The 26,594-nt window shown below is 59.6% G+C and carries 25 protein-coding genes and 4 pseudogenes; 15 read left to right on the top strand and 14 right to left on the bottom strand.

Features of this window, described 5'->3' with window-relative positions; translation table 11 throughout:
* Positions 1-23: 23 nt before the first annotated feature.
* The 9 genes from V1286_RS37595 to V1286_RS37555 all read right to left on the bottom strand — a co-directional run bounded on the left by V1286_RS37595 (position 24) and on the right by V1286_RS37555 (position 7,766).
* Positions 24-707 (bottom strand): DUF2848 domain-containing protein, encoded by a 684-nt coding sequence (locus V1286_RS37595; protein ID WP_334488972.1) that lies wholly within the window; start codon positions 705-707, stop codon positions 24-26.
* Complete coding sequence (locus tag V1286_RS37590; protein WP_334356923.1) at positions 691-1,383, bottom strand: ABC transporter ATP-binding protein; 693 nt, start codon at positions 1,381-1,383, stop codon at positions 691-693. Before V1286_RS37590 ends, V1286_RS37595 begins: the two co-directional genes overlap by 17 nt.
* Entirely contained in the window at positions 1,383-2,129 is a 747-nt protein-coding gene (locus V1286_RS37585) for an ABC transporter ATP-binding protein (protein WP_334488969.1), read from the bottom strand. The genes V1286_RS37590 and V1286_RS37585 overlap by 1 nt, the downstream gene beginning before the upstream one ends.
* Complete coding sequence (locus V1286_RS37580; protein WP_334488966.1) at positions 2,126-3,049, bottom strand: branched-chain amino acid ABC transporter permease; 924 nt, start codon at positions 3,047-3,049, stop codon at positions 2,126-2,128. Before V1286_RS37580 ends, V1286_RS37585 begins: the two co-directional genes overlap by 4 nt.
* A complete protein-coding gene (locus tag V1286_RS37575; protein ID WP_334488964.1) occupies positions 3,049-3,948 on the bottom strand; it encodes a branched-chain amino acid ABC transporter permease in 900 nt (299 codons plus the stop codon). The genes V1286_RS37580 and V1286_RS37575 overlap by 1 nt, the downstream gene beginning before the upstream one ends.
* Positions 3,949-3,995: 47 nt before the next feature.
* Complete coding sequence (locus V1286_RS37570; protein ID WP_334488961.1) at positions 3,996-5,291, bottom strand: ABC transporter substrate-binding protein; 1,296 nt, start codon at positions 5,289-5,291, stop codon at positions 3,996-3,998.
* Between the two features lie 68 nt (positions 5,292-5,359).
* The gene (locus V1286_RS37565) at positions 5,360-5,740 is read right to left on the bottom strand and encodes a cupin (RefSeq protein WP_334488959.1); all 381 of its coding nucleotides are present in this window, start codon (positions 5,738-5,740) and stop codon (positions 5,360-5,362) included.
* Positions 5,741-5,756: 16 nt separating this feature from the next.
* Positions 5,757-7,226: a 4-hydroxyphenylacetate 3-hydroxylase family protein gene (locus V1286_RS37560; RefSeq protein WP_334488957.1), complete on the bottom strand. Its 1,470-nt coding sequence runs from the start codon at positions 7,224-7,226 to the stop codon at positions 5,757-5,759.
* A gap of 21 nt (positions 7,227-7,247) precedes the next feature.
* Positions 7,248-7,766: a flavin reductase family protein gene (locus V1286_RS37555; RefSeq protein ID WP_334488954.1), complete on the bottom strand. Its 519-nt coding sequence runs from the start codon at positions 7,764-7,766 to the stop codon at positions 7,248-7,250.
* A 148-nt stretch (positions 7,767-7,914) separates the two neighbouring features.
* On the opposite strand from V1286_RS37555, the gene V1286_RS37550 reads away from it, so the two are divergent.
* The gene (locus tag V1286_RS37550) at positions 7,915-8,520 is read left to right on the top strand and encodes a MarR family winged helix-turn-helix transcriptional regulator (RefSeq protein WP_334488951.1); all 606 of its coding nucleotides are present in this window, start codon (positions 7,915-7,917) and stop codon (positions 8,518-8,520) included.
* A gap of 523 nt (positions 8,521-9,043) precedes the next feature.
* On the opposite strand, the gene V1286_RS37545 is transcribed toward V1286_RS37550, so the two are convergent.
* Complete coding sequence (locus V1286_RS37545) at positions 9,044-9,514, bottom strand: hypothetical protein (RefSeq protein WP_334488948.1); 471 nt, start codon at positions 9,512-9,514, stop codon at positions 9,044-9,046.
* Positions 9,515-9,846: 332 nt separating this feature from the next.
* Here V1286_RS37545 and greA point away from each other — a divergent pair.
* The 5 genes and pseudogenes from greA (at position 9,847) to V1286_RS37520 (ending at position 14,901) form a co-directional block, all read left to right on the top strand.
* Positions 9,847-10,336, top strand: a pseudogene (gene greA, locus V1286_RS37540) (transcription elongation factor GreA).
* Positions 10,337-10,760: 424 nt separating this feature from the next.
* Positions 10,761-12,026 carry an MBL fold metallo-hydrolase gene (locus V1286_RS37535; protein WP_334488946.1) on the top strand — a complete coding sequence of 422 codons (1,266 nt, stop codon included), beginning with the start codon at positions 10,761-10,763 and terminating at the stop codon, positions 12,024-12,026.
* Between the two features lie 67 nt (positions 12,027-12,093).
* Complete coding sequence (locus V1286_RS37530; protein WP_334488943.1) at positions 12,094-13,020, top strand: hypothetical protein; 927 nt, start codon at positions 12,094-12,096, stop codon at positions 13,018-13,020.
* 31 nt (positions 13,021-13,051) lie between these two features.
* Positions 13,052-13,744 (top strand): metallophosphoesterase family protein, encoded by a 693-nt coding sequence (locus V1286_RS37525; protein ID WP_334490193.1) that lies wholly within the window; start codon positions 13,052-13,054, stop codon positions 13,742-13,744.
* A 143-nt stretch (positions 13,745-13,887) separates the two neighbouring features.
* Complete coding sequence (locus V1286_RS37520) at positions 13,888-14,901, top strand: hypothetical protein (RefSeq protein WP_334488941.1); 1,014 nt, start codon at positions 13,888-13,890, stop codon at positions 14,899-14,901.
* Positions 14,902-15,277: 376 nt separating this feature from the next.
* Here the strand turns inward: V1286_RS37520 and V1286_RS37515 are convergent.
* Positions 15,278-15,701 (bottom strand): annotated as a pseudogene (locus tag V1286_RS37515) (PIN domain-containing protein).
* Positions 15,698-15,951: pseudogene (locus tag V1286_RS37510) on the bottom strand (FitA-like ribbon-helix-helix domain-containing protein). Before V1286_RS37510 ends, V1286_RS37515 begins: the two co-directional pseudogenes overlap by 4 nt.
* Before the next feature lie 512 nt (positions 15,952-16,463).
* Between V1286_RS37510 and V1286_RS37505 the strand changes: the two are divergent.
* From V1286_RS37505 to V1286_RS37495, 3 genes and pseudogenes are all read left to right on the top strand, one after another.
* Positions 16,464-16,679 (top strand): annotated as a pseudogene (locus V1286_RS37505) (DinB/UmuC family translesion DNA polymerase); the annotation flags it as partial.
* 61 nt (positions 16,680-16,740) lie between these two features.
* Positions 16,741-17,004 carry a hypothetical protein gene (locus V1286_RS37500; RefSeq protein ID WP_334488940.1) on the top strand — a complete coding sequence of 88 codons (264 nt, stop codon included), beginning with the start codon at positions 16,741-16,743 and terminating at the stop codon, positions 17,002-17,004.
* Positions 16,982-17,242 (top strand): helix-turn-helix domain-containing protein, encoded by a 261-nt coding sequence (locus tag V1286_RS37495; protein ID WP_334490191.1) that lies wholly within the window; start codon positions 16,982-16,984, stop codon positions 17,240-17,242. Before V1286_RS37500 ends, V1286_RS37495 begins: the two co-directional genes overlap by 23 nt.
* A gap of 54 nt (positions 17,243-17,296) precedes the next feature.
* On the opposite strand, the gene V1286_RS37490 is transcribed toward V1286_RS37495, so the two are convergent.
* Positions 17,297-17,572 carry a helix-turn-helix domain-containing protein gene (locus V1286_RS37490; protein WP_334488937.1) on the bottom strand — a complete coding sequence of 92 codons (276 nt, stop codon included), beginning with the start codon at positions 17,570-17,572 and terminating at the stop codon, positions 17,297-17,299.
* Positions 17,573-18,153: 581 nt separating this feature from the next.
* On the opposite strand from V1286_RS37490, the gene V1286_RS37485 reads away from it, so the two are divergent.
* The 6 genes from V1286_RS37485 (at position 18,154) to V1286_RS37465 (ending at position 21,839) form a co-directional block, all read left to right on the top strand.
* The gene (locus V1286_RS37485; RefSeq protein WP_334488934.1) at positions 18,154-18,519 is read left to right on the top strand and encodes a hypothetical protein; all 366 of its coding nucleotides are present in this window, start codon (positions 18,154-18,156) and stop codon (positions 18,517-18,519) included.
* Positions 18,520-18,764: 245 nt separating this feature from the next.
* Positions 18,765-19,091 carry a DUF6634 family protein gene (locus V1286_RS39090; RefSeq protein ID WP_417021226.1) on the top strand — a complete coding sequence of 109 codons (327 nt, stop codon included), beginning with the start codon at positions 18,765-18,767 and terminating at the stop codon, positions 19,089-19,091.
* 139 nt (positions 19,092-19,230) lie between these two features.
* Complete coding sequence (locus V1286_RS37480; RefSeq protein ID WP_334488932.1) at positions 19,231-20,637, top strand: AAA family ATPase; 1,407 nt, start codon at positions 19,231-19,233, stop codon at positions 20,635-20,637.
* 122 nt (positions 20,638-20,759) lie between these two features.
* Positions 20,760-20,948, top strand: coding sequence for a hypothetical protein (locus V1286_RS37475; RefSeq protein ID WP_334488929.1), 189 nt, complete (start codon positions 20,760-20,762; stop codon positions 20,946-20,948).
* Entirely contained in the window at positions 20,945-21,355 is a 411-nt protein-coding gene (locus V1286_RS37470) for a DUF6634 family protein (RefSeq protein ID WP_334488926.1), read from the top strand. Before V1286_RS37475 ends, V1286_RS37470 begins: the two co-directional genes overlap by 4 nt.
* Before the next feature lie 67 nt (positions 21,356-21,422).
* Positions 21,423-21,839, top strand: a complete 417-nt coding sequence (locus tag V1286_RS37465) for a hypothetical protein (protein WP_334488923.1) — start codon at positions 21,423-21,425, stop codon at positions 21,837-21,839.
* A gap of 830 nt (positions 21,840-22,669) precedes the next feature.
* On the opposite strand, the gene V1286_RS37460 is transcribed toward V1286_RS37465, so the two are convergent.
* Positions 22,670-25,660, bottom strand: a complete 2,991-nt coding sequence (locus V1286_RS37460; RefSeq protein ID WP_334488920.1) for a transposase — start codon at positions 25,658-25,660, stop codon at positions 22,670-22,672.
* Positions 25,661-26,594 lie beyond the last annotated feature (934 nt).

Raw genomic sequence — 26,594 nt, 5'->3', positions numbered from 1 at the left:
AAACCGGTTCCGCGGACTGATGATCAGGAAACGACAGGCAGCACGTCGATGTCGTAGCCGTGGGTCAGCGCGCGGTCGAGGACCGGATCATATAACTCCATGTCAAAACGCGTCCCCGGCCGAATGCCGCCGATCGCACCGGGCGTGCCGCAAAACATCAGCGTGCCGGCCGGTAGCGTGTCCGAGCCAGTGTGACGGCGAATGAGATCGCGCGGCGTCCTTAGCGACGAAACCGGGCTCTCCTGGTAGAGAACCCGCTTACCGTCGATCGTGGCCCACGAGCGAAGGACCAGTTCATCCCAATGCCCTTCGACATCAGCGTAAGACCAGAGCCGCGCGCCGACCGGCTTGCCGCAAAGCTGCTTCGAAAGGGCGATGCCTGACGCTTCCGCCTTGCGGTCGGTATGGTCAGATCCGATGCCGATCCAGAGCCCGTCAGCCATGGCGACAATGACGGGCTCGACCTCGCCAGAACTATCCGGGCCGAGCACGGTCAGGCGGCTTGCCTGAGTCAACGTTTGTGCTGCGACGCGGTAGTAGAGCGGTGTCGTCGAGGGGCGCGGAATGCCGAGCGCAGCGAGCTCCTCGATGTGGTGCTCGATCGCCGCGGCATCCCTGCCGGCCCACCCCGCGATGACGAGAGAGTTGATCTCGACCCCGACACGGTCGGTCCGGTCTTTGGCGATGCGGTCAAATTGCAGCAACATGGGATTCCCTATCCTTGGTCGATGTGGCGAGGATTTCGCCGCGCTCGATCTGCAGTGTCCTGTCGGCGATCCGGTCGAGCAGCGCCGGCGACGATTCGGTGATCAACAGCGAAAGCTCCGGTCGCCGCTTGCGCAACTCGCCGAGCGTGCGCGCATAGTTGAGCGCAAGCGCCGGCGCAAGACCCTGGAAGGGTTCATCGAGCAATAGCACCTTGCGTGCCACCGTGAGCGCGCGGCCGAGCGCAACCATCTTGCCCTGCCCGCCGGAGACGCCACCTGCCGGCCTTGCCCGCATGACATGCAGCTCGGGCAGCAAGCTGTAGACCTCATCGAGCCTTCGCTCGATCTCCGCCTTCTCGAGCTTCAACGCCAGCGCCGGAAGGCGAATGTTCTCGTCCACGCTCAATTCCGAGATCAGCCGGCGATCCTCCGGCGCATAGCCGATTCCGGCGCGTGCGCGGTGATGGGCCGGCATACGGCCGAGGTCGTCGGCGTCGAGACGGATGTTGCCGCCATCAAGGCCAAGCAGCCCCATGATCGCGCGCAGCGTCGTCGTCTTACCAGCGCCGTTGCGCCCGATCAGCACCGTCGTCTTGCGCTCGACGATGTCGCAGCTCACCTCGCGCAACACGCGAACGCCTTCGATCGAGACACAGACCTTGTCGAGGCTGAGCATCACGCCACCCCCACGACGCGTTCGCGGACCTGCGCGTTCTTGAATACCTCGTCGGGTCGCCCTTCGGCCATGATGTTGCCGGCGTTCCAGACCAGGACACGGCTCGCGTAGCGGGCAACCACGTCCATGTCGTGCTCCACGAACAGCGCCGTGATGCGGCGCTGGCGGAGCGCACCCATCAGCGCCTCCATGAGCTGAAAGCGCTCGAGCGCGCTGACGCCGCTGGTCGGCTCGTCCAGCAGCAGAAGGCGCGGCTTGAGAGCCAGCGCAACCGCGATGTCCAGGAGCTTGCGATGCCCTTCGGGCAAGGTGCTGCTGATCCGCTCACTGTCGTCGGCGAGCCCAACCAGGTCGAGCAGCGCCTCCGCCTCCTCGCGTCGCGCCGCGGTCTCGAGCGGGCGGCCCGCGCTCCACAATCCATCCGTTGCCGCCAGCGCCAGCATCATGTTGTCGATGGTGCGTTGCGCGGAGAACAGCTGCGGAATCTGGAAGGCGCGAGCGACGCCGCGGCGCGCGATGGCGCGCGGCGACAGGCGGGTGATGTCGTAACCATCGAGCTGCACGCTGCCGGATTTCGGCCGGATGTAGCCGGTGCAGATATTGAGCAGGGTCGTCTTCCCCGACCCGTTCGGTCCAATGATTGCGAGGAATTCGCCGTCGTGAATCGCGATGCTCACACCGTCGGCAGCCTTGATCCCGTTGAACGCGACATGAAGGTCCTTGGCCTCGAGAATGGGACGCGTCATAGGCTTGACGCCTCCTTGCGCGAGAACAGTCCATAAAACCCTTGCGGCATGAACATGATCACGGCGATCAGGGCCACGCCCACGATCAGATTCCAGGCGTCGGTCACGGTGACGGCGGCGCTGTGGAGCAACTCCAGGAACAGCGCTCCGAGGAAGGCGCCGGGCACGCCGCCGATCCCGCCGAGCACGGCGATCAGCACCAGATGGCCGGACGCGGTCCAAAAGGCGAATTCAGGCACCACTCGACCGATCGCGAAACCGGCGATCACGCCACCAAGCCCCGCCAGCGCCGCCGAAATGGCGTAGGCAATCAGGAGGATCGCCCAGACGGGTATTCCGAGATACTCAAGCCGGATCTCGTTGGTGTGGACCGCCGAGAGCGCATGGCCTAACGGACTGTTCAGGTAGCGCTGGACGGCAAAGCCGACCAGCACCATCAGCGTCAGGCTAAGATAGAAGAGCATGCTCTTGAAGACAGGCTCGGTCACCACGATGCCGAAGATGCCGGGAATGGGAACGGGCAAGCCGTCGGTCCCACCGGTGACTCCATAAAGCTTGGAGCACAATGCGTAGAAGACCATGGAGACCGCGAGGTTCAGCATCGCGAAGAAGATCGCGCGATATCGGACAAGGAACGATCCCGCGATGGCGCCGACCAGCGCGGCGGACAGCACCGAGAGGACCAGGAGCAGGCCGAAATCATTGATGCCGGCACGCGCCAGGAATGCGACACCATAGGCGCTGGCGGCAAAGAACATGGCATGACCGATCGAGATCAGCCCGGCGCGGAGCAGAATCGCAACGCCCAGCGCCGCAAAGCCCTTGGCGATCGCAAGCGTCAGCACGAATTGCAGCCAGGGTGCGGCGACCGGCAGCACGGCAAGTGTGAGTATCGCGGCGGCGGCAAAGATCGCTCGCATCATATCCTCCGCGCCGTCACCGATCCGAACAGGCCGTAGGGACGGATCAGGAGGACGACAAGCATCGCCGCATAGGGCGCAACGGCATCCAGCGACGGCGCCAGATAGATCGCGAGCACGCGCGCCAGACCGACGATTAGCGAGGCCACCGCGGCCCCTTCGATCTGTCCGAGGCCCCCGATCGCCGCCACCGCAAAGGCGAGCACCATGGTGTCGGCCCCGAGCCCCGGGGCGATGCCGGACGTCGGCGTCGCCAGGGCCCCTCCCAGCGCCGCCAGGAACACGCCGAGCGAGAACGCCAGGATGAAAATCCGGTTGGTGTCGATGCCCATCGCCTGCGCCATCTCACGGTCGGTCACGACAGCCGTGATCAGGCGCCCAAGCCGGGTATGGTTGATCAACAGCCGCAGACCGATGACGACGAGAAGCGCCATCCCGATCAAGAGGATCTGGTAGTTGAGATAGACGACCCCGCCGATGCTCGACGTGCCGAGCAATCGCATAGGCGCATCCTCGTAAAAGGAATTCACGCCGAAGATCACGCGCTGCAGGTCCTCCAGGATGAGGAACAGCCCGAACGTGATCAGGATCTGGACGGCTTCCGACTTGCCGTAAGTCCAACGGACCAGACCGCGCTCGATCAGCGGACCGAATATCGCCGCAACGAGGACGGCGCTGAACAGCAACGCCACGAACGACAGATACGGGTTGAGCTGGCGGTTCGCAATGAACAGGCAGATCGATGCCGCGACATAGCCGCCGATCGAATAGAGGCTGCCATGGGCCACGTTGAGGACGCGCAGCACGCTGAAGACCAGCGTCAGGCCAACCGCCGCAAAGAATATCAGTGCGGCGCTGGCCAGACTGTCCAGCAGCAGGGGGATGATTGCATTTGACATCGGCCTATGCCTTGCGTGTTTGGAGACAAATCGCGGCTACCGGCCGCCTATTTGTAGCTTCCCGGCTTCGGCAGGCTCTTCGCGAACTCCGGCTTCAGCGTCGAAATCCAGGCCAGCGGGTCCTGCCCGGCCTGTGGCATCAGGCTGTCGCCCTTGTAGCGGACCATGTCACCGATCACGGGGAACTGCTGCGCCGCTGTCTTCACGGTGACGCCGACGACCTGGTCGACGAGGCCGTCATTGTCGGCGCGCGTCTGCGCGGTGCCGGTCAGGGTCGCGACCTTGCTGCCCTTCATGGCGTCCGCCAGCTCGGCGCGCGTCGGCCACTTGCCGCCATTCTTCTGCATCGCAGCCTTGTAGGCAGCTTTTACGTAGATCAGCGCGTTGGCCATCTTGATGGACGGGAACACCGGATATTCGCCGAAACGGGCCTTGTATGCCTCGGCAAACTTCGCCGTCTCGGGATTGGCTTTGGCGTCCGGCGACATCCACCAGCCGTCGCCCAGAACCCCGACTATCACGCCGTCGGGTAACGGCACACGCTGCAGCACGGTCTCGCCGAGCGCAAGGACCACTTGACTGGACGTGAATAGCCCACGCGGCGCGGCCTGACGAACGAAATTTTCGAGGTCGGCGCCCCAGAGGTTTGAGAAGACCACATCTGGACGCGCGGTGGTGAGGCGCGAAATCTCGGTCTGGTAGTTTGGCGAGCCGAGCTTCGGATAGAGCTCGGCGACGATCTCGACGTCTGGCTTCAACGCCTTCAGCGCTGCGGTGAAGATCTTGGCTGCATCATGACCGAACGCGTAGTCGGGATTGATGATCGCGACGGTCTTCACGTTCGGCTTACGCTCCAGAAGATAGATCGCGTAGGCGATGAATTCAGGCACGGTGTTGCCGTTGGGGCGGAATACGTATTTGCTTTTGCCGTCGATCAGAAGCTGATGGGTGTCGCAATTCCACCCTACCGTCGGGACCTCAATCTGCTCCGCGATCGGTGCCAGCGCGAGGCAGTTGGCGCTCGACAAGGCCGCGACCATCACCTGGTTCTTGGCGTCACCTGCGAGGCGGCGATACTCCGCGATGACGCCCTGCGCGCCTTGTGCTTCATCGACATAGGTCGCACTAACAGGCACACCCTCGATGCCGCCCTTGGCGTTGATCTCGTCAATCATCAGGTCAGCCGCGTTCTTGCCGGGCATCCCGTAGGCTGCCGCAGGACCCGAGGTAAACGTGAAGATTCCGAGCCCCAATGAGGCAGGCTTTTGCTGCGCGGCGGCTGACGCCGCCGACGCAAGACCAATGACAAGCGAAACCGCAGACAAGCCGCTTCTCAGCTTCATGATTCTCCCCTCTCGTCAGATTGTTTTGGTGTTTTTGATCGAATGCGATGGTGACGCCGCTGTTGGCGTCACACCGGATCGAAGTAGTGCATTTCCAGCAGCAGGCAGCCGTTGACGGATTTGAACGGCCCATGCGGTGCATGCGGCGGCCGGCAGGCGTAGGTGTTTGGCGGGAAACTCTTGCCGCCCTCGCCTTTTTCGTCATTGCCGACGATCAGGTCGCCCGAGACCAGATAGACCTCTTCCCAGTACTCGTGCGAAAACGGCGCGGTCGTATAGACGCCTGGCGCGAAGCGAAGCAACCGGGTGCGCGTACCGCGCCGATTCGTCTCGTCGAGACCGCCCGCAATGATCTTCTGCTGGATGCCCGGCGGATACCCCACCGGGACTTCCCAGCCGGTATTCATGTCGAGCGTGTAGAATTCGTCGTGCTTCTTGTTGACAGGCATGGGTTGTCTCCTTGGTTCAGGCGGCCTTGCTGGAAGAAGAGACGCCGTTGAGGTCGTAGGAATCGAGCATGCTCTGGACCAGCCGATCGGCGCCGACCCAATCATAGGTGCGATAGGAGTGCCCCTTGGTGACGAAAGTCGCGCCGGCGTAGAACATCTCGTACTGCTGATGGCGCGAGCCGAACTCGGAGCCGACGGCATCCCAAGCGAGCTTGTAGAACTTCACGCGATCATGCGAGTTCGCCTTCGGGGACTGCTGGGTCTTGCCGATCAACGCCGCGATCTCGGGATTGGCGAAGTCGGCGACTGACGAAGGCAGCATGATCATGCCGCCGCCGGCGAGTTCGCGCAGCGAGCCGAGGATGTGTGAATAAAGCTGCTGCGTCAGCACCTGCGCGGAATAGAGCGTGTGACGGTCCGGGATGAAATAGGGACCGATCTGCTTGCCCTTCGCCTCCATGGCCGCAACCAGCGCGTCGACCATACCGGTCTCGGCTGCAAGCTGGCCGAGCATCTCACGCACCTGCGGAAACTGGGTGACTCCGTTCATCTCGGCGATCCGATGAGCAAGACCCGTCAGGAACTTGAGCTTCACGCTCAATCGGACCATCGCCTGGTAGTTCTGGTACACATGACAGGGTGTGGCGTGAAACTGCTTCTGGCACATCTCGACATTGCTTTCGACGAACACTCGGTCCCACGGCACCTTGACGTCGTCGAAATAGAGAACGGAGTCGTTCTCGTCGAACCGGCTGGACAGAGGATTGTCGAACACGGCGCCCGCCGCGTTCTCATAGGATTTGCGCGACAGCAGCTTCAGGCCCTTCGTACTCATCGGAATCGCAAAGGACATCGCATAGCGCTCCTCACCCGGGCGCATCGGCTGGATCGTCGTGACAAAGACCTCGTCGGCCACGACGCCGCCGGTGGCCAGCATCTTGGCGCCACGGATCGTAATGCCCTCAGCATCGCGATCGACGACGCCGGCGGTGAGAAACGGATCCGCCTGGTCGGCCGCACCCTTCGAACGGTCCGCCTGCGGATTGATGATGACGTAAGTGAGGTAGAGATCCTTGTCGCGCGCGTAACGGTAGTAGCTCTCGAGCGCCCCGGCGCGGGCCGGATCATACTCCTTGAAGACGTCGAGCCCCATGTAGAGGCCGGAAATGCAGGACGCCACGTGGTCCGGGGCGCGGCCCATGAACCCCGCATGCAACGCGGCCCAGGCCTCAAGCGCCTTCCGCCGCTTCACGAGCTCGGCATAGGAGGCCGGAAGCTGCCAGATACGGTTGGCGCGGCCTGCGCCTGTGTCGAACGTCATCAGATCCGCATTCTCGGGCGCGCTCGCAAAGCCAAACAACCCCGCCATCGAGCCAGCGAGATTGCGGAAGGCATGGTGCGCCGTTACATCGCCGACTGAGGCGCCGTCGATGTAGATGGTCCGGCCATCCTTCAAGCCTGACAAATATTCCTTTGCGCTACGCATCGCGGTTTCTCCAGTTCGAAGCTAGTAGTGAATGGGAAGCGGCCAGGTCGGCTCGCGTTCGGCTTCGTCCACGAGATCTCGGTAACGACCGCGAAAGAAGACCAGTGGGGCGGCCGCCTCAGAGCGGGTCGTGTGACGGACGACGCGCACGACAAAGATGATGTGGTCCCCGCCGTCATAGTTCGCGTAGGGCGCGCATTCGAAATGCGCCATCGCACCCGAGATCAGCGGGGCCTCGGCATGGCCGACCGAGGTCTTGACCTGGTCCCATTTGTTGGAGAGGGCTCGCGCAAATTGATTGGAGATGTGCTCCTGGTCGCGCGCAAGGATATTCACGGCGAAGCCCTTCGCTTCGAGCATCGCAGATAGGCTGCGCGCCTTGCGGTCGACGCTGAAAAGAACGAGCGGCGGATCAAGTGAGACGGAGTTGAACGAACTCATGGTCACACCGATGAGCTCTTCGCCCTTGCCGCGCGCGGTCACTACCGCAACACCGGTCGCGAACTCCCCGAGAGCACGCCTGAATGCACGGTCTTCCATTGGTACACGCGCCTCGATTCCCCATCCCTGAAATATAATTCCTAGATAGCTTTCTGACAAAGCTATTTGGAGATGTCAAGCCCTCTTGCTGAGCAGGCCCACGCATGGTTTCTAGGCAAGACCCATGGAATCGCCGGGAGAATGACTTTTGATCGATGCGCTTTTGACAGCGTCCAAGCCCGAGCTGCTCGATAAAGATGGAGACGGCACGCTTCGCGGCCTCCTCTACGACTATTTCGCTTTCGGGCGCAGCCTGGAAGCCGCCCGTGAGACGTTCGCGAGCTTTGTCGGTCTATCGCCTACCCAGTATCTGATATTGATCGCGATCAAGAATTCGACGGCGGAAGAGCCCATGGGGGTCAACCAGGTCGCCGAACGCTTGTATCTAAGCGGCGCCTTCGTCACCAACGAGATCAACAAGCTGGTGTCTGACGGGCTGATCGAGAAGACCCCCCATCCCGGCGACGGACGTCGGGTGCAACTTGCCCTCACCCAGCACGGAGTGAGCCGACTGATCCGCCTTGCGGCCTTGCAACGCCCGGTCAATGACGCATTGTTCGGAATGCTGACGCGCGAGGATTTCAAAGTGTTGTCCCAGCTGCTGTCTCGTCTTGCTTCGAACGCCGATAGCGCGTTGAAGCTCGCCGAACATGTTCAAGCGACGCTCAAGTTTCAGGAGAATCAGCGGGCTTCAGCGGCCAATTTGCCGGAGTCCCGCAAGAAGCGGCGTGCGAGGCCCCGCAACGGTCGGTAACGCCAATAGGGCAGCTATCGTTTGCCACATCGCTCATGTCACCTCTGAGCGGACCGTTGTCTGTCTCAATTCAAAGACGGAAGTCACGGCGCGCAGAAGGTGGGAGCTCAGACTTGCCGAGGCCGTCCAAAATCTGCGGTGCCCCAATTCGCCGATGGCCGGCAATTGGACCTACGACATTTAGCAGGCGATGAGACGTGCAAAGTTCAAGATCGTGTGCATTTGCCAAATCGACTCATGAATTTTTGTTTTGGACAAAAATCAACTCGCGAGTCTTTGGTTTTTCGACTCGCGAATTTTTGGCGACGAATAAGAAATCAATGACTTAGGCGACTCGCCTTTGATTGGTCCCGACATTTTTTTGTTGTGCGGACACTTTGAAAACGACTCGATTTGGGTTTTTAGAGCGACTCGATTTCGTTTTAAGAACGACTCGATCTCTCATCTCGCTGAAACAGCAAATTCCGCATCGACTTTTTCGCCGATATTTCGGGCTCCAAAAAGAAGGGGGGACGCAAATCGACTACTTCCGTTGCCCAAACCTCTTCATTCCACCGCACCATTTGCGACGGCAATAAAGCGCATCGGACTTCTCGATTCGAGTCCACCCACAATCTGCGCCCGAGAGAAAGCGCCGCTCCAGCTTCAATCGTTCTTCTTCCCTCCATCGGTGGTACTGCTCTTGCTGCTCCCGCCTGAGCCGCTCCTCCTCACGCTCTATGTGCTCTTGCAGCGCGCCAATGATCGCGCGGATCTCTGTGCCCAGCGCCTTCTCTGCCTGATATAACACGAGGCAACCGTCCTTGAACTCGTCCTTTGGATAGGTTGTATGTGGCTCTTCCCAGATCGCGCGTAACCGCTGCTCAATATCCGTCTTCGTCAGCGGGGGACCAGGCCACGTATTTAGAAAGGCTTGAAGATCTTCTGGCGGTATCCAGCAAGGAGCTGCGGCTTGTACGACCTCCTCCCGCTCCGGCCCCCACTTCTTCCACATGGATCTCGCTCTATCGAGAGCGTTCACGATGTCCCGTGCGAGTCTGTGTATGCTGTGAGGATCACGCAGATGCCGCAATGAGGGGCTCTTTACGTAGTCAAATAGTAATGAGGCAACCGCGTATTGGCGATCAGCGTCCATCTGCTATTCCTTCAGTCGATGCGGCATATCGAGGCCGGTTGAAGCCAACATCACTGCAGAGTTTAATGGATAACGGAGCACAAATGGTTCCCTGACGAAACTCTCTGACGCCGAGGCGATCCTTAGCGATGTGAGCCAGTGTAGCGTTTCCACACAACAAAATCCGGATAGCCGAAAATTGGAGATTAGGAGTGAGCGTCGCTTTTACAAAGGAAGAAAGTGCTGAGACTGCATCCGAGACGCTTTTGCCAGATCGTCCGATTTCACCCCATCCCAATCTGGTAACTGAGACGGGTCTGAAGGCCTTGGAGCGACAACTCCATGAAGCCCGCGCGGCCTACGAAGCCGCTCAAAAGACTGACGACGTCAATGAAAAACGGCGACTTTCGGCAATCCCCATTCGTGACACGCGATACTTTTCCGAGCGACTGCGAACGGGTCAGGTCCTTCCCAATCCCACGTCTGCGGACGTCGTCGCCCTTGGAAGCACAGTGACATTCAATCGACTGGACGGTCGCGCACAGAAGTTTCGCATTGTTATTGTTGGCGAGGACGGAGCGGATCCGAAGGCAGGGTTCCATTTCGTTTGCTTCCCCTGTCGCGAAATCACTGATGGGTAAAGCCGTGGGAGACACCGTAGGCTCTGGCACAAACGAAATTGAGATTATCGCCATTTCTTGAATCTCACCCAGAGAGGAGAGGGAATAACTTGGATCACGTGGTGGCGCCCTTGCCTGCCCAGCTGGCAAGAGTTATGCCCGAGGATCGTTCGGCGGAGCGGGCTCCCCATACTTTTCAAGACCAACGCCAATAGGTCCGTGCAACTCGACAGCTCCCGAATGTTGCTTGAATGCAACATCAATTATTTCTTGGCTTTAAGCCGCAATTTCCGGGGCCTTCAACTGAATATAGATATCTGATCGCTAAATTGGAGCCTACTTTGCATTCGTGGACCAAATCTTAGCATCCACCCCGATTCTCCAGATCGAACCCCTAGCCGGTTCGCTTCAGCAGGACGGCCGCCCGCATAGTCTCTCAGATCACGAACTGCTCGAGCAGATCACATCCATTCCCCGCTGACCCTCGCTCAAATCCAGAAGGCCTTATGAATACTAGATCCATGGGTGCATTTCGCGCTCGCGTTCACCGCGGCACTCGGCAAATTGGTGGGACTTGCATCGAACTGGAGGCGGATGGCCAAAGGATCTTGCTCGATCTGGGCTTGCCGCTCGACGCTGATGGAGCTTCGGACGATTTGCTGCCGGATGTCGCAGGGCTTCAAGGCGAAGACCCAAGTTTGAGCGCGATTGTTATTTCGCATGGGCACGGCGACCATTGGGGATTGCTGCCGTTGTGCAAGCCCGCGATCCCGTTAGTCATGGGGGCTGCAACGGCTCGCATTATGGGTGCCGCGGCACCGTTTGCGCCCAATTTCTTTGCGCCCAAGGTGTCGAAATATCTGAGTGACCGAACTCGCCTCCAGATTGGACCGTTCCGTCTTACCCCTTATCTTGTCGACCATTCGGCCTATGACGCCTACGCCCTGGAGATCGAGGCAGCTGGCCGCCGGCTGTTCTACAGCGGCGACATTCGCGCTCACGGTCGCAAAGCGGCTCTCTTCGAACAATTGGTGAGGAAGCCACCTCAACAGATCGACACGATGCTGATGGAGGGTTCGAGCCTCGGCCGACTCAACGAACACGACCATTTCGAAAGCGAACAGGAAATCGAGGCCAGGCTCATCGAGAATTTCAGCCGGCCAGGGTTCGTCACGATCTCCGCGTCGGCGCAGAATATTGATCGCATGGTCGGCATTTATCGCGCCTGCAAGCGGACGAACCGCACGCTTCTGCTCGATGTCTATGCGATGGAGATCCTGAGAGCGACCAGCAATCCAAACCTGCCGAACGTGGGCTGGCCTAACCTCTCGGTCTACGTTCCGGAATATCAACGCCGGCACATCGCCAGAAATCAGCGTTTCGACCTACTCGAACCTTACAAGTCCGCACGCATCTTCCGCGAGCATATAGCTGCAATCGCCGACAGGGTGGTGATGCTGTTTCGACCCGCAATGATGCGCGACGTGGAATTGGGCAACCTCTGGAACGACGCGAGGGCGATCTGGTCCCAATGGGACGGATACCTCCACGATGGTCCTGGCGCGAAACTAAAGGCCGACCTGCTGGGCCGAGGGATCCGGCTGGACGTCATTCATACATCGGGCCATGCCAGCATCGCCGATCTCAAGCGGTTGGCCAACGCTCTCAATCCGGGCCGGCTCGTGCCAATTCACACATTCCAGGGTGACCGGTTCTCCGACTATTTCGCGAATGTCACGCGTCGCGACGATGGCGAATGGTGGGATGTCTAGATCGTCTTTTTTTAGCACTGCAAAACAAGGGGCAATAGAGATGGGTAAGGCAATATCCGAGAAGTTTATGAAGGACCTGCAGGAAGGAGGTCGGCTGCATGAGCTTACGGAAAGGGTTCAGCGGGACGATACGCTGATGCTCGCGCTTCGCGACCACTATATCAACATCTACTATCGCGGCGGAAGCATCCTGCATCTTGAAGATAAGAACGGCGGATATGTTGGGACCTTCGATACCAACTATGCCCAAGGCAAGCCGGTCAAGCTGCCCCCTAACGTTGTTCAGGAGCCCAAGGATTGCTCGGCTTGGGTTGCCGCGCTGCCGGAGCTCAAGGAAATAATGAATTCGCACTTTGCAAGGAAACACAAATCCGAGCGCGAGTTTCAGCAGCTTGTCGCATGGGAGAACAACAGATCAGCTATATCGAACGAGACCGAATACTTTATCACGGATATCGAATTTGCTGACCCCGACCAGGGAGCCAAGCTCGACATGGTCGGGCTCAAATGGCTAAGCAAGAATAAAAAGGATGAGACCCGCTGCACACCTGTTCTCGTCGAAATGAAATATGGCATCGGAGCTTATGATGGCACCGCTGGCATCGCGAAGCATATCGCAGATCTCGAAAAGATCCTGGCTGATCCCATAAAGCGTGAAAGCCTCAACAGGACGATCGAACAGCAGTTTGAGCAGTTGCTTCAACTAGGACTCGTCCGTTTCAACAAGCATGTAAAATACGATCGGGCGATTGTCTCCGGTCGACCTGAAGTGGTTTTTCTCCTCGCCAACAATAATCCGCGCAGCACGAAGCTGTTGAACATTCTTGATGAGGTCAAAGAGCCTGCAGATTTCGACCTTCGCTTCTTCAATGCCAGCTTTGCTGGCTACGGAATGCATAATGCATGCATGCTCGATCTGACCAAATTCAAGGAGCTGTTGCGGCAGCTGGCGAAAGTTAGTCCGCCTGCGCACTTCGCTGGAGCAGACGCGTAAGGTAAACCGCTGTAGCCACCTGGAGTGAACTCTGACGCATTCGCTTACGTTCGCCATCGGCGATATTCACGGGTGCTTTGACAAGCTACGAACGCTTCTTGCCCTGTGCGAGATTGTTCGAGGTGGAGAGGATGCCCGGTTTATCTTCATTGGCGACTACATCGACAGAGGACCGGACAGCAGGCAGGTGGTGGATTTCCTGATCCGACGACAATCGGATCTGGGACGCCGCTTCATCTGCTTGCGCGGCAATCACGAGGAGATGTTGGTCCGCGCCGCGGACAAGCATCGCTCGGATCACGATCTCATGACTTGGTGGGGAAACGGGGGTGAGCAAACCCTCAAAAGCTATGGTGTTGACGATCCCAGCGAGCTGCCGGCTGAACACTTGTCATGGATGAAGCAGCTCCCGCTGACGCACATAGACCGGCATCGCCTTTTCGTCCACGCCGGTGTCCGGCCTGGTGTTCCGCTTGCTCTCCAGTCGGAAGAGGATCTTCTCTGGATACGGGAGCCGTTCCTATCCTCAAGGGACGATCATGGGGTGCTGGTTGTGCATGGGCACACCCCAACAACGTCACGGCAAGCCGATCTGCGGGCAAACCGGTTGAATCTCGATACGGGTGCCTGTTTCGGCGGTCCGCTAACGGCCGCGGCGTGGTCTGGCGCGCGGCGCGCGCCGATTATGTTTGTCACGGACACAGGCGAAATTGTTCGTTTGTAGACCGGCGATGCAAGAGCCTCCCAACCCAAGAGCCAGCCTCTTTGGCTGCGACGCGGGACAAGTGGGTGCGCGACCTAGACCGGTAGGGGCTTCCGTTCAGGAAATGACAAGATTGATTGTACGACTGATACTAAGGGTGGACGATGGATTGGTTTGAAAGAATTACGGGGTTTCGCGAATGCGGCTATCAGGACACCCAATCCAAGCTAGCCGTGGAAGGCGCGCAACTGCGCTCCCGCGCGAACGGCAAGGTTTACGGGATCGGACGCCTACGTATTCCTACTCTTGGTGAGCTGAGGAATTCGGCGAACTCAGCAAAGCTCGGCGCAGGAAATCTGACCATCCGGCTGGTGTCTGGTGATGTCAGAGCCATGCACCGCGACACGGACAACGCGACCGCCCTCTTTCAGGTGGCCTCCCAGTTCAATCTGTTGGAAATGGTATCTCCCAACGTTACTCCGGACATGGGGGTGACAAGATATGCAAGCGACCCCACCCAGGGCCCTGCCTGCGCGATAGCCGCAGGGGCGGCTACGATCTTCCGGAACTATTTTGCACCCGTAGGCGATCAGCAGGGGCAAACCGCTGAACGGCAGGTCGATTGCCTGAACCGCATCGGGCAAGAGCTCGAGACTGCGTTGGGACGACCGGTTTCAGAACTGTGGGAAATGAGGAACGGATATGCCCTATGCACTGCGGATGGCCTACGTAGCATAGCACGACATTTGGAGAGTCTGGACGAGGACTCCCGCGATTCGCTTGGGGCAACTCTTCAGATCGGACTGCATGAAGACGTCGAAATTACCGACGGATTCCGAGATCAGCCAGTGGTCGTATCTCAGGCATTCTGTTCCGCCTTGCCAGTTGCCTACAGCGGCCATCCGAAATCTCTTTGGGAGCCCTTTGCGAGATTGGTTCTCGAGGCTGCGTATGAGGCGACTCTGCTTTGTGGAGTCTTGAACATGGAACGCGGGCGCTCCAACCGAGTGCTGCTGACCGCACTAGGCGGCGGAGCTTTCGGCAACGATCCAAGCTGGATTCACGACGCCATGGTCCGTGCTTTGGACCGCGTCAAAGAGTTCGGCTTAGATGTGCGACTGGTCAGCTATGGATCTCCGCGGCCGATGTATCGCGCGATCGTTGATCGATTTCCGTGAGGTTGGCGGAACAGGTTGCCGCCGCCCATGACGCGCGCTCCTCGGCGACCGATTGGATCACGATGTAATCAAAAATCGATTGCAGCCCGGCTGTTCGGAACGTCTTCCTCGCTCATTCGTCTTAGTGTCCGCCGCCTGCTGCTCGAGTGGCGAGCTTCCGTTCCATTTGGCAGGCATCCTCCCGCGGAGGCTGCCTTTGAAGATCCAAGATGGACTTCGAAATTCTGGCTATTCGGATTACAATGTTGAACCCGCAATCAACCGACGTTTTTCCGAACAGTCTCGCTCAAGCTTGGTGAAGGGGATGGTTTTTACCCAGATCAGCAATTCCTTGCGGTTTCTGCCGTCACGGTGACGCGCCCGCTCGACAACCCTATCAGCTGGTCAGGGTCCAGGGATCGATCATCGTCAGACCGGCGGCATTGAACGCACTCGTGTCGCGCGATGCCACGGCGAACCCGTGCGCGGCGGCGATCGCAGCGATGTAGCCATCGGGCGTGGGGAAGCCTTTTCCGGCCGCGCGCGCCTTGACGGCGAGTTCGGCATAGCGCCGCGCCGCGGCGGTATCGAAGGGCAGGATGCGGGTCGCGAACAGGTCCAACACGCCGTCGAGCGCAGCTGCCAGCCTGTCCTTGCGCTTGCCGCGCGGCAGCGCGCCGATGCTGAACAAACAGTTCGGCGATGGTGACGCTGGAGAGAAACAGCGTCTCGGCCGCCTGGGCGTCGAGCCAGTCACGGACCGATGGGTGCGGATTGGGCTTCATCGCCTCGGAGACCACATTGGTATCGAGCAGGATCATTCGAAGCGCATCGGCTCAGCGGGACGCGCGTCGCGGCCCTGTTCAAGTGCCTCGACATCGGCATTGGTGAGGCCGATCTTCCGGCTCATCTCCGAAAGGGCGGTGCGAGCCGCAGCCGGCCCTCGGGACGCACGGCTGCCTCCAGAATGGCGCGCATTTCCGCTTACGCGCTGCGATTGTGCTGCGCCGCGCGGACTTTCAGGGCGCGATGCGCCTCCTCGGAGAGGTTGCGGATGGTGACAGCGGCCATGATGGCGTCCTTCGGAGACTGACTGCGATGCTATCAAAGTAGAGTGTTTCAAGAATGATTGCGGCACTCACGCGCCGCCGAACCTCCAGATCGGGATGCCGAACTTCTTCACCTGAGCATCAGTATAGGAAAGAGATGGTCTGCATCCCTCCAAACCGCCCCGAGAACGAGTTGGTCAACCAAGGCCGGGGAATACCAAAGGATTCGAGCGCGGTTGCCCGGACGGCTCCAGTGTTCTCGCGCAACGGATAATAGGTAATTTGCCATCACCCCACACCATAATCCGGATAACACCAATTATATGACTTATCATATAGACTGATGCGTGGGGCTTACTGACCGTGCCGAAATGGCTCGATCAGGGTTCGATGAGCGGTTTCCCGCCCGAAATTCGCAAATTGCAAAAGCGCTCGCACGCAATGTACTACGATTGCGAAAGGACAAGGCTGGACGCAGGACGAACTGGCGGCCAAGCTGGGCATTGAGCAGATGGCGGTTACCCGAGGTCGAACGTCACGCTCAAGGTGAAGTTCGCCGATTTCGATATCATCACGCGCAGTCAATCCGTTTCTACAGCCATAGCGAACCGCGACGATCTCGCGCATCTGGCGATCGGCCTGCTGGAGGACAACATGCCCCTTCCGAAAGCGGTGCGCCTCCTGGGCGTGTCGCTCTCGTCCCTGCAAGGCGCGGACGACGCCGAGCCGCAACTGGATTTCGAGATTTGAAGGGGTCTTGAGTGCGGCCTGTAGGTGCGCGTGCGACGCACCGGAGGATCGCAGAAATCCAATGCTTAAAAACGACTTCACTCCGGCCGCCATGGCCGAGGCATTGGCCAAATCAGCCGACTACCGGGTCCTTCAGCGCCCTGTTCGTCGTGGAGCTTTCACTCCACCTGTCGGCCAAAGCACGAAGACCGGCATCCTGCTCGACGTGGAGACGATGATCTGGAATTTACACAGCGACCCGTTGTCAATTTATATGATTAATCATATGGACCCGCTCCAAAGTTCATTTGACCGTGCCGTTCATGGTGCGGTCAGGATTCGATGAGCGTTTTCCCACACGCGATTCAACCATTGCCAAGGCATTGGGTCGCAACGTTCGAAGACTGCGAAAAGACAAAGGCTGGAGCCAGGACGAATTGGCCGCCAAGCTTGAGGTGGAACAGACGGCCGTCTCACTGATTGAGAATTGCCGCGCCAATCCTACGCTTCAGACGCTTGAGGCAATCGCGGATTGTTTCGGGGTTCGGTTCGTAGATCTGTTCGACACCCGCACCTCGAAATGAAATGCTCTTATCCTGCTCCCTTCCTGAAAGCGCGAGGCGAACTGCATAGTTCGCCTAGCGCGAGGGCTTCGTGGGCTTAGGTTGCCGAAAAGCAGGACCAGAAATGCCTGTTCCGAGCGCGCCTGCGAACCGAAAGTTGATTCCCGCCGCCTCAAGCGCATTTCGGATGTTGGTCAACGTACCGTCGTACGGAACCGAGCGCTCCGATTCAAATCGGGCGATCGACGTATGCGAGACTCCGGATCGAATGGAAAGATCCTCCTGGCTCCAGGAAAGCCACGCACGGGCCGCGCGGACCTGAGCTGGCGAAAGAGGAGGCTCGTTAACCATAAGTCAATTCTGTCTCGTGCGACTTACACCTGATGTGGGACAACATTCCAGTTTCGTGCTATCCATTAAGAAGATGTTAACCCTTTCTTCGGCGCACGTTCCGAAGTCGGGATTGGCATCGAGTGACGGCTCCGGTCCAAGCGTACAATTGAATCCTTGAAAAGGATTAAGGCGACCGTGAGTTTGATGCCGCCGGACGAATTCCGGCTACTTCAGACTTCAAATCCCGTAGTCCAGTCCTTGAAGGGCTGGAAAATGAGCGTGCACGCGGCCCTCAAGCCTCTCGGAAAGCGAGATCAGAACGAGACGACGTCTCAAGACGAGGCGCCCATGTCGTTCGAGTCCGATCATATGATTTATCACATCAAATGCGGATTTTTCCGGTGCCTAAAGAGCTCCCACCGAATGCTTCGAACGGATTGACCAGCGGGTTTCAACGCTCTCCAACTCAAGCGGACTTCGTGGCTCGCGCGAGGCGCAACGTGCCGGTCACCATCTTGTATCCGCACCCATTCAGTTGGTGGCGTACGCTCCGCGCTGAACAATTCAAACACGTTCATGTCCGAACCGCTCGGAGGCTGTTGACGAAGTTCGCCATCATCGGAGAACCGCGCTGGAACCTCGGAGCGGCTGGCGATGCTGCAGTGGGGATCGGTGTGGCTCTTCGCATTCAAAAACACGCCGGCAATACTACTGTCCAGTTCGACCTGGCCATGACCGCAGTCACGTGTGCGGCGATCGAAGGAAACTTGGCGGCCACTTTCATGCTGTCCTCCGTACTCAAGCGCAGAAGGGACATCGATGGGCTTTGCGGGCCTCTCGCGGACAGCTGGCTTGTCTACCAGGTTCGCAAGCGCCCGCGACAATCTTTGAGCTGCTGGGAGCGTCTAGTTGGGAGCATGATCGAAGAGCGCTTCGGCGAGGCTCCTCAATATCGAGACGAGTAAGATGAATTACCTCAAGTACATCTCAAGTCCCGCCTGGTGGCACAAGCCAGTCCGCTTGCGCGAATTCGAAGCGCCTCTTCATTCCGGATACCCCCTCAAGGAGCGGAACCAAAAGCACCGATGTGCTTCTTCCGGCTTTTGTGTAGCGAGGGCACGTCGCCCCGGAGCAGTGACCTGCCCGCGCTACCCAGCGTAGTTCCTAAGTTTAGGAAAATCCTTGGCTCATCCAATCCTCGGAGGCTGCAATGGCGACAGTGACCACTTCTCGCAACATCGGCTCTCTTTGCCGCGAATTAGAGAAGCTAACGTGCGATTTGCGTACCTTAAGCCAAGGCAGTCGGCCTTCCGAGCAAGATTTGCAAGCTTGCCCACTACTCGACAGGTGGTCGTTCGGGTTCTTGCCGGCTCCCTGTCTGCTAGGAGCGATATCTCATCACCCCATATTCGGTGCTCGTCCGCACATCCACACATCGGAGCTGGTGCTAATCGATCCGGACAAGCGGTGGGCCCGCACCTGGTCGAAGTTCTATCGGTTAGGAAAGCAAGTAGTCCCCGAGATTGAGAATGTCTGACAGCCACGATGCAGACAGAGCTCCGCGGCATGAGCTCTTGGCGTACCGCTCAACGGTTGTTGCGATGATCGATGACGTCGGCCACCGACTAACGTTGCGAAGCGCTGCCACCTAACGACCTAGACCGAGGAATTGATTTATGGCCGATTCAGCAGCCACTCAACTCTCGTCCACCCCGTTACCGGTCGAGCTATTGTGGCAGCGCGGCTGGCCGCTGGCCGCGCAAGTCTTCTGGTCGCGCATTGCTGGAATCGCGGGCGTCCCGCGTGATGACCTCGCGGCCCATTTCTGGTCAGAAGACAAGGACCGCTGCAAGCAGGCCAGCCGGAGCTTTGCCGACCTGCTGTTCGCCGCTGGCCATGGCGAGGAAGCACTCGCCGCGCTGATGCTCGCCGCCGATCCGGCCGTGCCGCAAAGCTTCGAGATCGTGCTGCCGCAACTCGCCTATGCCATCGAGCATTTCTGGGACTGGCCAGTCGCCAGTATCACCAGAGATCACGCCTTGCAGCGCCTGTTTGTCTGGTGGCGGGCGGCACGGGGAGATTTCGCCGAAGACGATCGCAGCATCTTCCTCATCATTAGGATGGAAATGCTGGAGCAGACCGATTCTTCCGAGGGGCTGCCGACGTCCGCCAGAGAACGCACCACGCGCAACGAGAACGAGAGAAGCCGGAACGATGCGCTACAGGCGCCCGGCCTTGTCGTGATGGCGAAAGGCAAGGCGACCAAGCTCACCAACGACCACTCCGAATTCAGGAACCTAATCGATGCCCACCTGCCGCTGGTTATCGCCCGCGACCTGACCGTGGTGCGCGCAACGCTCATCGCTGAGTATCCGCATGCCACGACCGCGGTCGATCTCATCCTGCGCCCCCTGCGCGAGGGCGAGCCGGTGCGGCCTGCCCCTGTCCTGCTGTTGGGCCCCGCGGGCAGCGGCAAGTCGCGCCTGGTGCGAAGGACTGCTGAACTTCTGGGGCTGCCGGTCTACCGATATGACGGCTCTTCCGCCAGCGACAACATGTTCGGCGGCAGCCCGAGAGCGTGGGGCAACAGCACGCCCTCCGCCCCGGCTCGTGCGGTGAATCAAACGCGAGTTGCCAATTGTGTCGTGATGGTGGACGAGCTCGAGAAGGCCGGCACCGCCTCACGGAATGGCAGGCTGTGGAACGCGCTGCTGCCGTTCTTGGAGAGGGAGACCTCCTGCCGCTATCGAGACGTCTCGCTCGACTGTGAACTGGACTTGTCCTGGATCTCCCATATGGCGACCGCCAACAGTGTCGAGGGACTGCCCGATCCTCTGAAGGACCGCTACCGCATCATCCGCGTTCCGGCCCCGACGCTGAAACACCTGGCGCAGCTCGCCGCCGGCGTGCTGAAGGAGATCGCGATCGAGGCCGGCGAAACGGGATTTGTCCAGCCCCTCGCGAACGACGAACTCGCCGTGATCGCTCGCGCCTGGGAGCAGGCCGGTCTATCTCTCCGCAACCTACAGAAGATCATCGCCGCCACGCTCGAGGTCCGCAACGCCACCGCGGTGAGGCATTGATGTCGCTGGCGCAAGTCTATCTCGACCGGCTGCTGAAGCTCGACATCGAGAGGTAACTGAAGGAGCCGAGTGCCATAGCACTCTCGGAGACCCCTCTCATCGAGGACTGGCGGGTCGATCTCGTGTTCGAGACCACAGAGAGTCCTTCGTCCATTCTGGTCGAGGACGCGAGGGTGCTTGCCGGCCGCGCGCAGGCTTCCGGCGGCGAGCTTGTCGCGACGACGCGGCTGGTCTGGCTCGACCGAAACAGTTCATGGGCGAGAACGAAGGACGGCCTCTACCGGCTCGGCCAACGGGCAACGTCGTCATGAGCCCGCAACGTCTTGAGCTTGCGAATGAGCTGGACCAGCAAAATCGGGGAAGTCTGACCATGTCGACCGATGACCATGACGACAACGGCACCGACGCGCGGCGGAAACGCGATGTCGAGTCCTACCTGAAAGGCGAGGCACCGCCGCCGCCCGAGCTTGCCTCCGCGCCGCGCCTCCAAGGCTGGCGAGCGGTCACCGTGCGCGTCAGGAGCGACGATGGTCGGCTGCTCATGGTTTTGATAGGGCACGTCTCGGGCCATCCCTACCTCGCCGACGGCCGGACGATTCACACATCGGAAGTGATCTGGCTAGACCGCAACCGACAATGGGCGCGCAGCTGGAATCGCGTCTATCGGCTTGGCGCGCCGGCCGGCGGCGGAGTCGATCCCGGTGAAACTGAGGCGTGAGCATGAAGCGCACCATGTCAAGACCAACCCGATTGGGAAGGGAGTGGAGAGAACAAGGAGTGAAGGCATGAATCTTACCGAAGCTATGATCGTGCGTCGTACTTTCATCGCACCCGGCCATCGTCACCGCCGCTGCGTTGCCTTTCACTGTCAGCCCTTCGCCACCACCAATTCGATCTCGTCGATGAGGTTGCCGTCTTCGGTGATCGTTACCGCGCCGCGTTGTCCCGCCGGGCCGATCACTGCACACCGGAAGAGCACGTCGCTAAATCGGAAGGAGATCTGCGGCGCTACGTGTGCGGATGCGATCGGCCCAGCGACTTTGGCTTATCGACAGGCATCAGCCGGAATACCGGGTTTCGGGTCGCACTTTTCCCTGGATATGCGGCGCGGTCGAACGCGGTTGTTCTCCAATTTTTGTGGGTACGGTTCTGAAAACGAAAGCTGCTTCGATCCGGCAATGATCATCGAGGTGAACGCATGACGGAATGTGTACCAGTGGAAGGGGTCGAAGAATGAAAGACTCAAATTGGGACGTGCCGCCTAGCGGGCACCTTAACTTAGATTTTCCGGCAATCAGCCGGAGTGTCCGCCTTTATGCTCGCGACGCCTTCGTCCGAGAGGTGGAGGCAGCTAATCTGTTGCTTAAACTCGCGCGAGCGCTCGGTGAACATCGGGCGCCGTCCATGCATTTCGAAGAGTACCAGCGAGGGCTCTTTTTGCCGAATGGCGCTTGGGATTATGTGCCTCAATTTTTCGAAGTGACGCAATCTCATCAAGGGGCTCAGCAAAACTCTGCGGGCTCAGCAAGCCTCGGATGCACCACGTGAACACTGGGCGCGCGCCTGGGACCTTCTTGAGCCAAATTGTCCAGCTCGACCTGGATGGAATGCTCTTGCGCCCTTTTGATCCACTCTTTGTACGCGTGCACTAACTCTACGGAGTCGCGGAGCCACACATGAAGACGATTAACCCGAAATCACAGCCTCCCGAGACGAAAGCGCGCGCTCTCGTTCGTGCGCTCGCATACATGATGGCAGACAGATATTTCGATGACCGCCGGCGAAATTGGCAGGCCAGGATCAATCTCGATGCTGTGGATCCTTACCAAAGGTCGAAGCGTCCCCGAAAGTAACGGTGCCTTCTGGCGCCTGTATCAGCGAGGTGCGCCTTTCGGTCCACCTCAAGAGGCCCATGTACCTCCGACCTGCTTTAGTCGTTGGGCCAAAAGAGAGCTTCATGGGAGCTATCGCGTCCAAGCCGGTCGCCGCTAAAATCAGCGATCGGGGTGGAGCGCCGCGTCCGGCCGTCGGATCACATCTCCGCTCCGGCATAGATCTCGCGCAGAGGCAGGGAGAGGTTCATCGCTTCGAAGATGACCGCATCATCCGCCTTCAAAACGCGACAAATCCACTTGCCGCCCTTTCTCTGGTGATGGTCGATGCGCATGCGCGCCGTGGAAACCACGAGAATGTGCTGGAGGCCTCCGGCTGCACGATAAGATGCGACAGTCGTGGCCGTCTGCGCGCCGCCCTTGTGGTGGCCGCGCTGCGCGACGATCACCGGCTGCGTGAATATCTTTCCGACGATCGCGTCAACCGGCCCGACGACGACGTTGGGTCGAAGGAGGGCTCTACCTGGAAGGCGGACTCGCGACCCGGACAGGCCGACCGCCAGGTCCGTACCCGTGGTGGCTGAGCGCAAAAGCGTCCCGATGTTCGCGAAAATCCCTCTCGAGTTATCCTTTCCGCGGTTGTTGATCACGGTGTTGCGCGTCTTCCTACGGTCGAGACTGGCGCCATGCCGATCGATGACGTCGACCGCAAGCCCGTCGAGGATTTCTGGGAATTTAACGCGCAATGCTTCGACGATTCTGCCCCACCCGCCGGAACGCGCCAAAGCCGCCGACGCACGCGAAAAGTCGCTGCCTTTGCCCCAAGGAGCGGGCATACGATTCCAAGTGATGCCGGAGCGGAGCTTCAGGACGATACCGTCGATAAGCTGACGCGCGTCGAGCGCTTGCCGTCCCTTGTTCGGCTCGAGAACACCCGGGTCGATCAGATCTTCGATGGCTCGGAATTGAGCATCCGTCAGGCTGAAGCGTTTCTCGGCCGCCCACGTCGCCGCTAGTTTGGTACCATCGTTGTCGAACAACCAAACCGGATCTTTGCGATGGGACCAGGCTTCGAATTCGCGCACGTCCAGACCCTCCGGCCACGACGGGTCGACCGCGCCCAGTCTCGTAATGATCTCGGTCATGCCGCCCATCCGAACGAACCGTCCGATGAGAGCACGCATGCCATTTGGCTCGCCAAACATTCGAGGTAACCGCAACGGGTCGACGCCGGTTCGGAACTTGAAGATGCAAGCGTCGGCCAGAGCGCGCGTCGGCATGGCCCGCGTGACGTTGCGGTAGACCTTGCTCATATTCGGCAGATGCGGTGCCACGATCTCCCACTGCGCGTCGGTGAGCGCGTAGTGGCCGGATGCGGCCAGCTCGTCCAACGCTGCGGACATCTTTTCAGTCGATTTGAGCAGCCTCATCCCGCGGATTTCCTGTCTTTCCAGGATCCACGTGCGCTCCGTGCGCTCCTTCGGTTCGAGGATGAAGCCTTCGACGTCGAGTGCGACCTCGATCTCGGCTCGGCCGACCGGTACGTTTTCGCGGCGGACCACTACCGTGCCGATCATGGACCGCAATCTTGACGCGACCTTTGCCTCGTTCTCACTCTCGGGCCTGAACGGAAGGTGTCCGTCGACTAACTCGAAGGCCTCGGACAAGTCGCCGGCGGCGCGTTCGACATCGACCGTGTCCGGATCGATCTTTGGAAGCTTCACGATGTCCGATTCCTTCTGGCGCAGAGCCTCCTCGAGCGCCTCCACCTTTTTAGCCACCCGGTCCCGACCGAAGCCGCTCTTGAGCGCATTCTCGAGCAGATCGTCGATCTGCGCGTCCAGGTCGTCACGCTCCCTCTGCATCTGGGCTCGCCGGAGCTCCTGTTCCGCTGCCCGCATCCTAACGCGTTCGATGAAGTCGGCGCGGAAGTCGGCGCTTTCGCACAGCGGCAGGGCGTGCCTTCGGAGGGAACTCATGATCACGCGCTGCACGTCCTCGACCATGATGTTGCTTTGTCCGAGCCGGCTGACGCAGCCGTGATAACCTCGCTGCTGCGAGCATTGGTACACCTCGTAGCCGTTGTTGCGGGTCAAGTGGAAGCGCTGGCTCGAAGCCCTTCCCGGACAATCGCAGATGGGATTGACGAACGGATCTCGGACGGATGTCTGACCCGCACGCTCGGCAGCTCCGGGGCCTCGACGTCGCGCCGTTCTCGCTCTGTCGGCCGCGACAAACTCCTCGTCCGTCACGATCGCATAACGCTCCTCGTTGTATCCCACGACCCACTCCTCGACGTCACGTTTGAAGTGGTTCTTGATGACCTTCATCTTCACGCTGATGTCGCCGAACGCCGGCTCGTGGTCCTCGTCCAGAAGTCTCGTGGTTTCCTGGTCCGTCGTTCGGAAATTGACGACGCCGATGTAGGCTAGGTTGTTGCATATCCGGGCGATGTCCCACTTGTCCCACGTCGTGGTACCGTTGGGACTTATGAAGCCCTCTTCGCTCAACTTGGTCGCCACGACCGCATCGGAATGGTACGGCGTGAGTTCGAAGGCGCGCTTCACGGCCTTCGCCTGCTCCACGGACTTGACCGGAAAGCCGGGAACGTCGCTCTCTTCGTAGCCGAAGCATTTGAACGGCATGCCGCCGCGGCGTATCAGGTCGTAGAGCCCGTCGGTCGTGAGCTCGACACGCCGAAATCGATCCGCCTCGGCGCGCTTGGCCTCGTCGAGGAGCTCTTGGCGGCTGACGCCTCGGTCGAGGTTCCAGACGTGAAGCTCGACCCCGTAGGCCTCCAACAATTCCCCGATCCTGGTGGCATCCCAGATCACGCGCGTGAGGCGGTCCATCGCCTCTATCACGATGTGGCGGACGCTGCCGGTCTTCACGAGTTCGAGCAACGCCATGAGGTTGGGCCGCTCCTGGAGAAGCGTTCCGCTACGCGCAGGATCGGAGAACATCATGTATTTGGCGCCGTCGAGCCTCCTGTCGATGTAGTCCCCACATCGTCCTTCCTGGCGCTCGATGCTCCGCTGCTTCTGCTCAGACGAGGAGAAGCGAGCGTACACGCACACGAGGGTCTGGGTCGGATGACGCTCGCCCGGCTTTGGCAGCCACTTGGTCCGAGCCGTGGGACTTTTGCGCTGAAGGATCGTCAACGAAGCGAGGTCGTGGGTAGTGCGAGCCAAGTTCGTCTGCCTCCTGCGGGTGGCCCCTGGGCCGAGAATGAAGATGTAAAAATAAACGTATTTATATGGAAGGCAATAGACTCGCTGGATTTTTTAGCGTGAACAAAAGCTTAACGGGCAGGCTATCGCATCTCGGTTGGCTTGTGCGAATTCTTCGGCGTTTGCAGTTCTGAGCAGCCACAGAACTTCAAAACGTGAACTCGCGCACATAATCGCCGCACCTAATCGGAACGGCGGGAATGAGCCGATATAACAACGTGTTAGCGAGGCTATTGGGCATCGCTCGAAAGCACGCGGGGGTTGAATTCCATGGCTGAAAACCCTCGGGAGCGGTTTGAGCAGCGGTTAACCAGTATGTATTGAATTCGTTTAATTAGCCGTATGTGCAATTGGCCTGCAGTGAGGTAATGCCTCCGGTAGCGACGCATTAGTGAGCCCGCCGGAAGCGATGAACTTGATCGACGCTTTTGCTGCTGCCGGCGCCCCCGTCTGCATGGTGCTCCGCGGGCCGGCCGGGTCGACTATTCTCACTTCTCAGGACTCGCGCTGATAGCGTTGCGCGGTCGCACGCGCGCGCCCAGTTCGCCAGCCGCGCGCCGGCAAGAAGTCCCGGACGGCGAAGCCGGAGACTTCGGCTGGATGCAATCGGCAGTACAAGCGCGCATCGTGTTCGGCGGTCGCGTACACCGGCCGAGAGTTGATTATTTCAAATAATTGTAGCGCCCAAGAGAAGTATCGGGATTGCCGTTTCCCCTGCCAAACGCGAGATTGGCCCGATATGCGCAAGCAATCATTACCGTAGCTGGCCTTCGAGCTTTGGTAATCCCGCTAGATCCCGTTCCCGTGCCGCTCCGCTAACAATTGCAAGCCCGTTTGGACATTCACCGATTGATCGACACCGATAGTCGACTGAAGCACGTTGTAACCGCGGAGC

Origin of the sequence: Bradyrhizobium algeriense, from assembly GCF_036924595.1 — a bacterium.
GTDB lineage: Bacteria > Pseudomonadota > Alphaproteobacteria > Rhizobiales > Xanthobacteraceae > Bradyrhizobium > Bradyrhizobium algeriense.
This window is presented reverse-complemented; position numbering and strand designations above follow the sequence as displayed.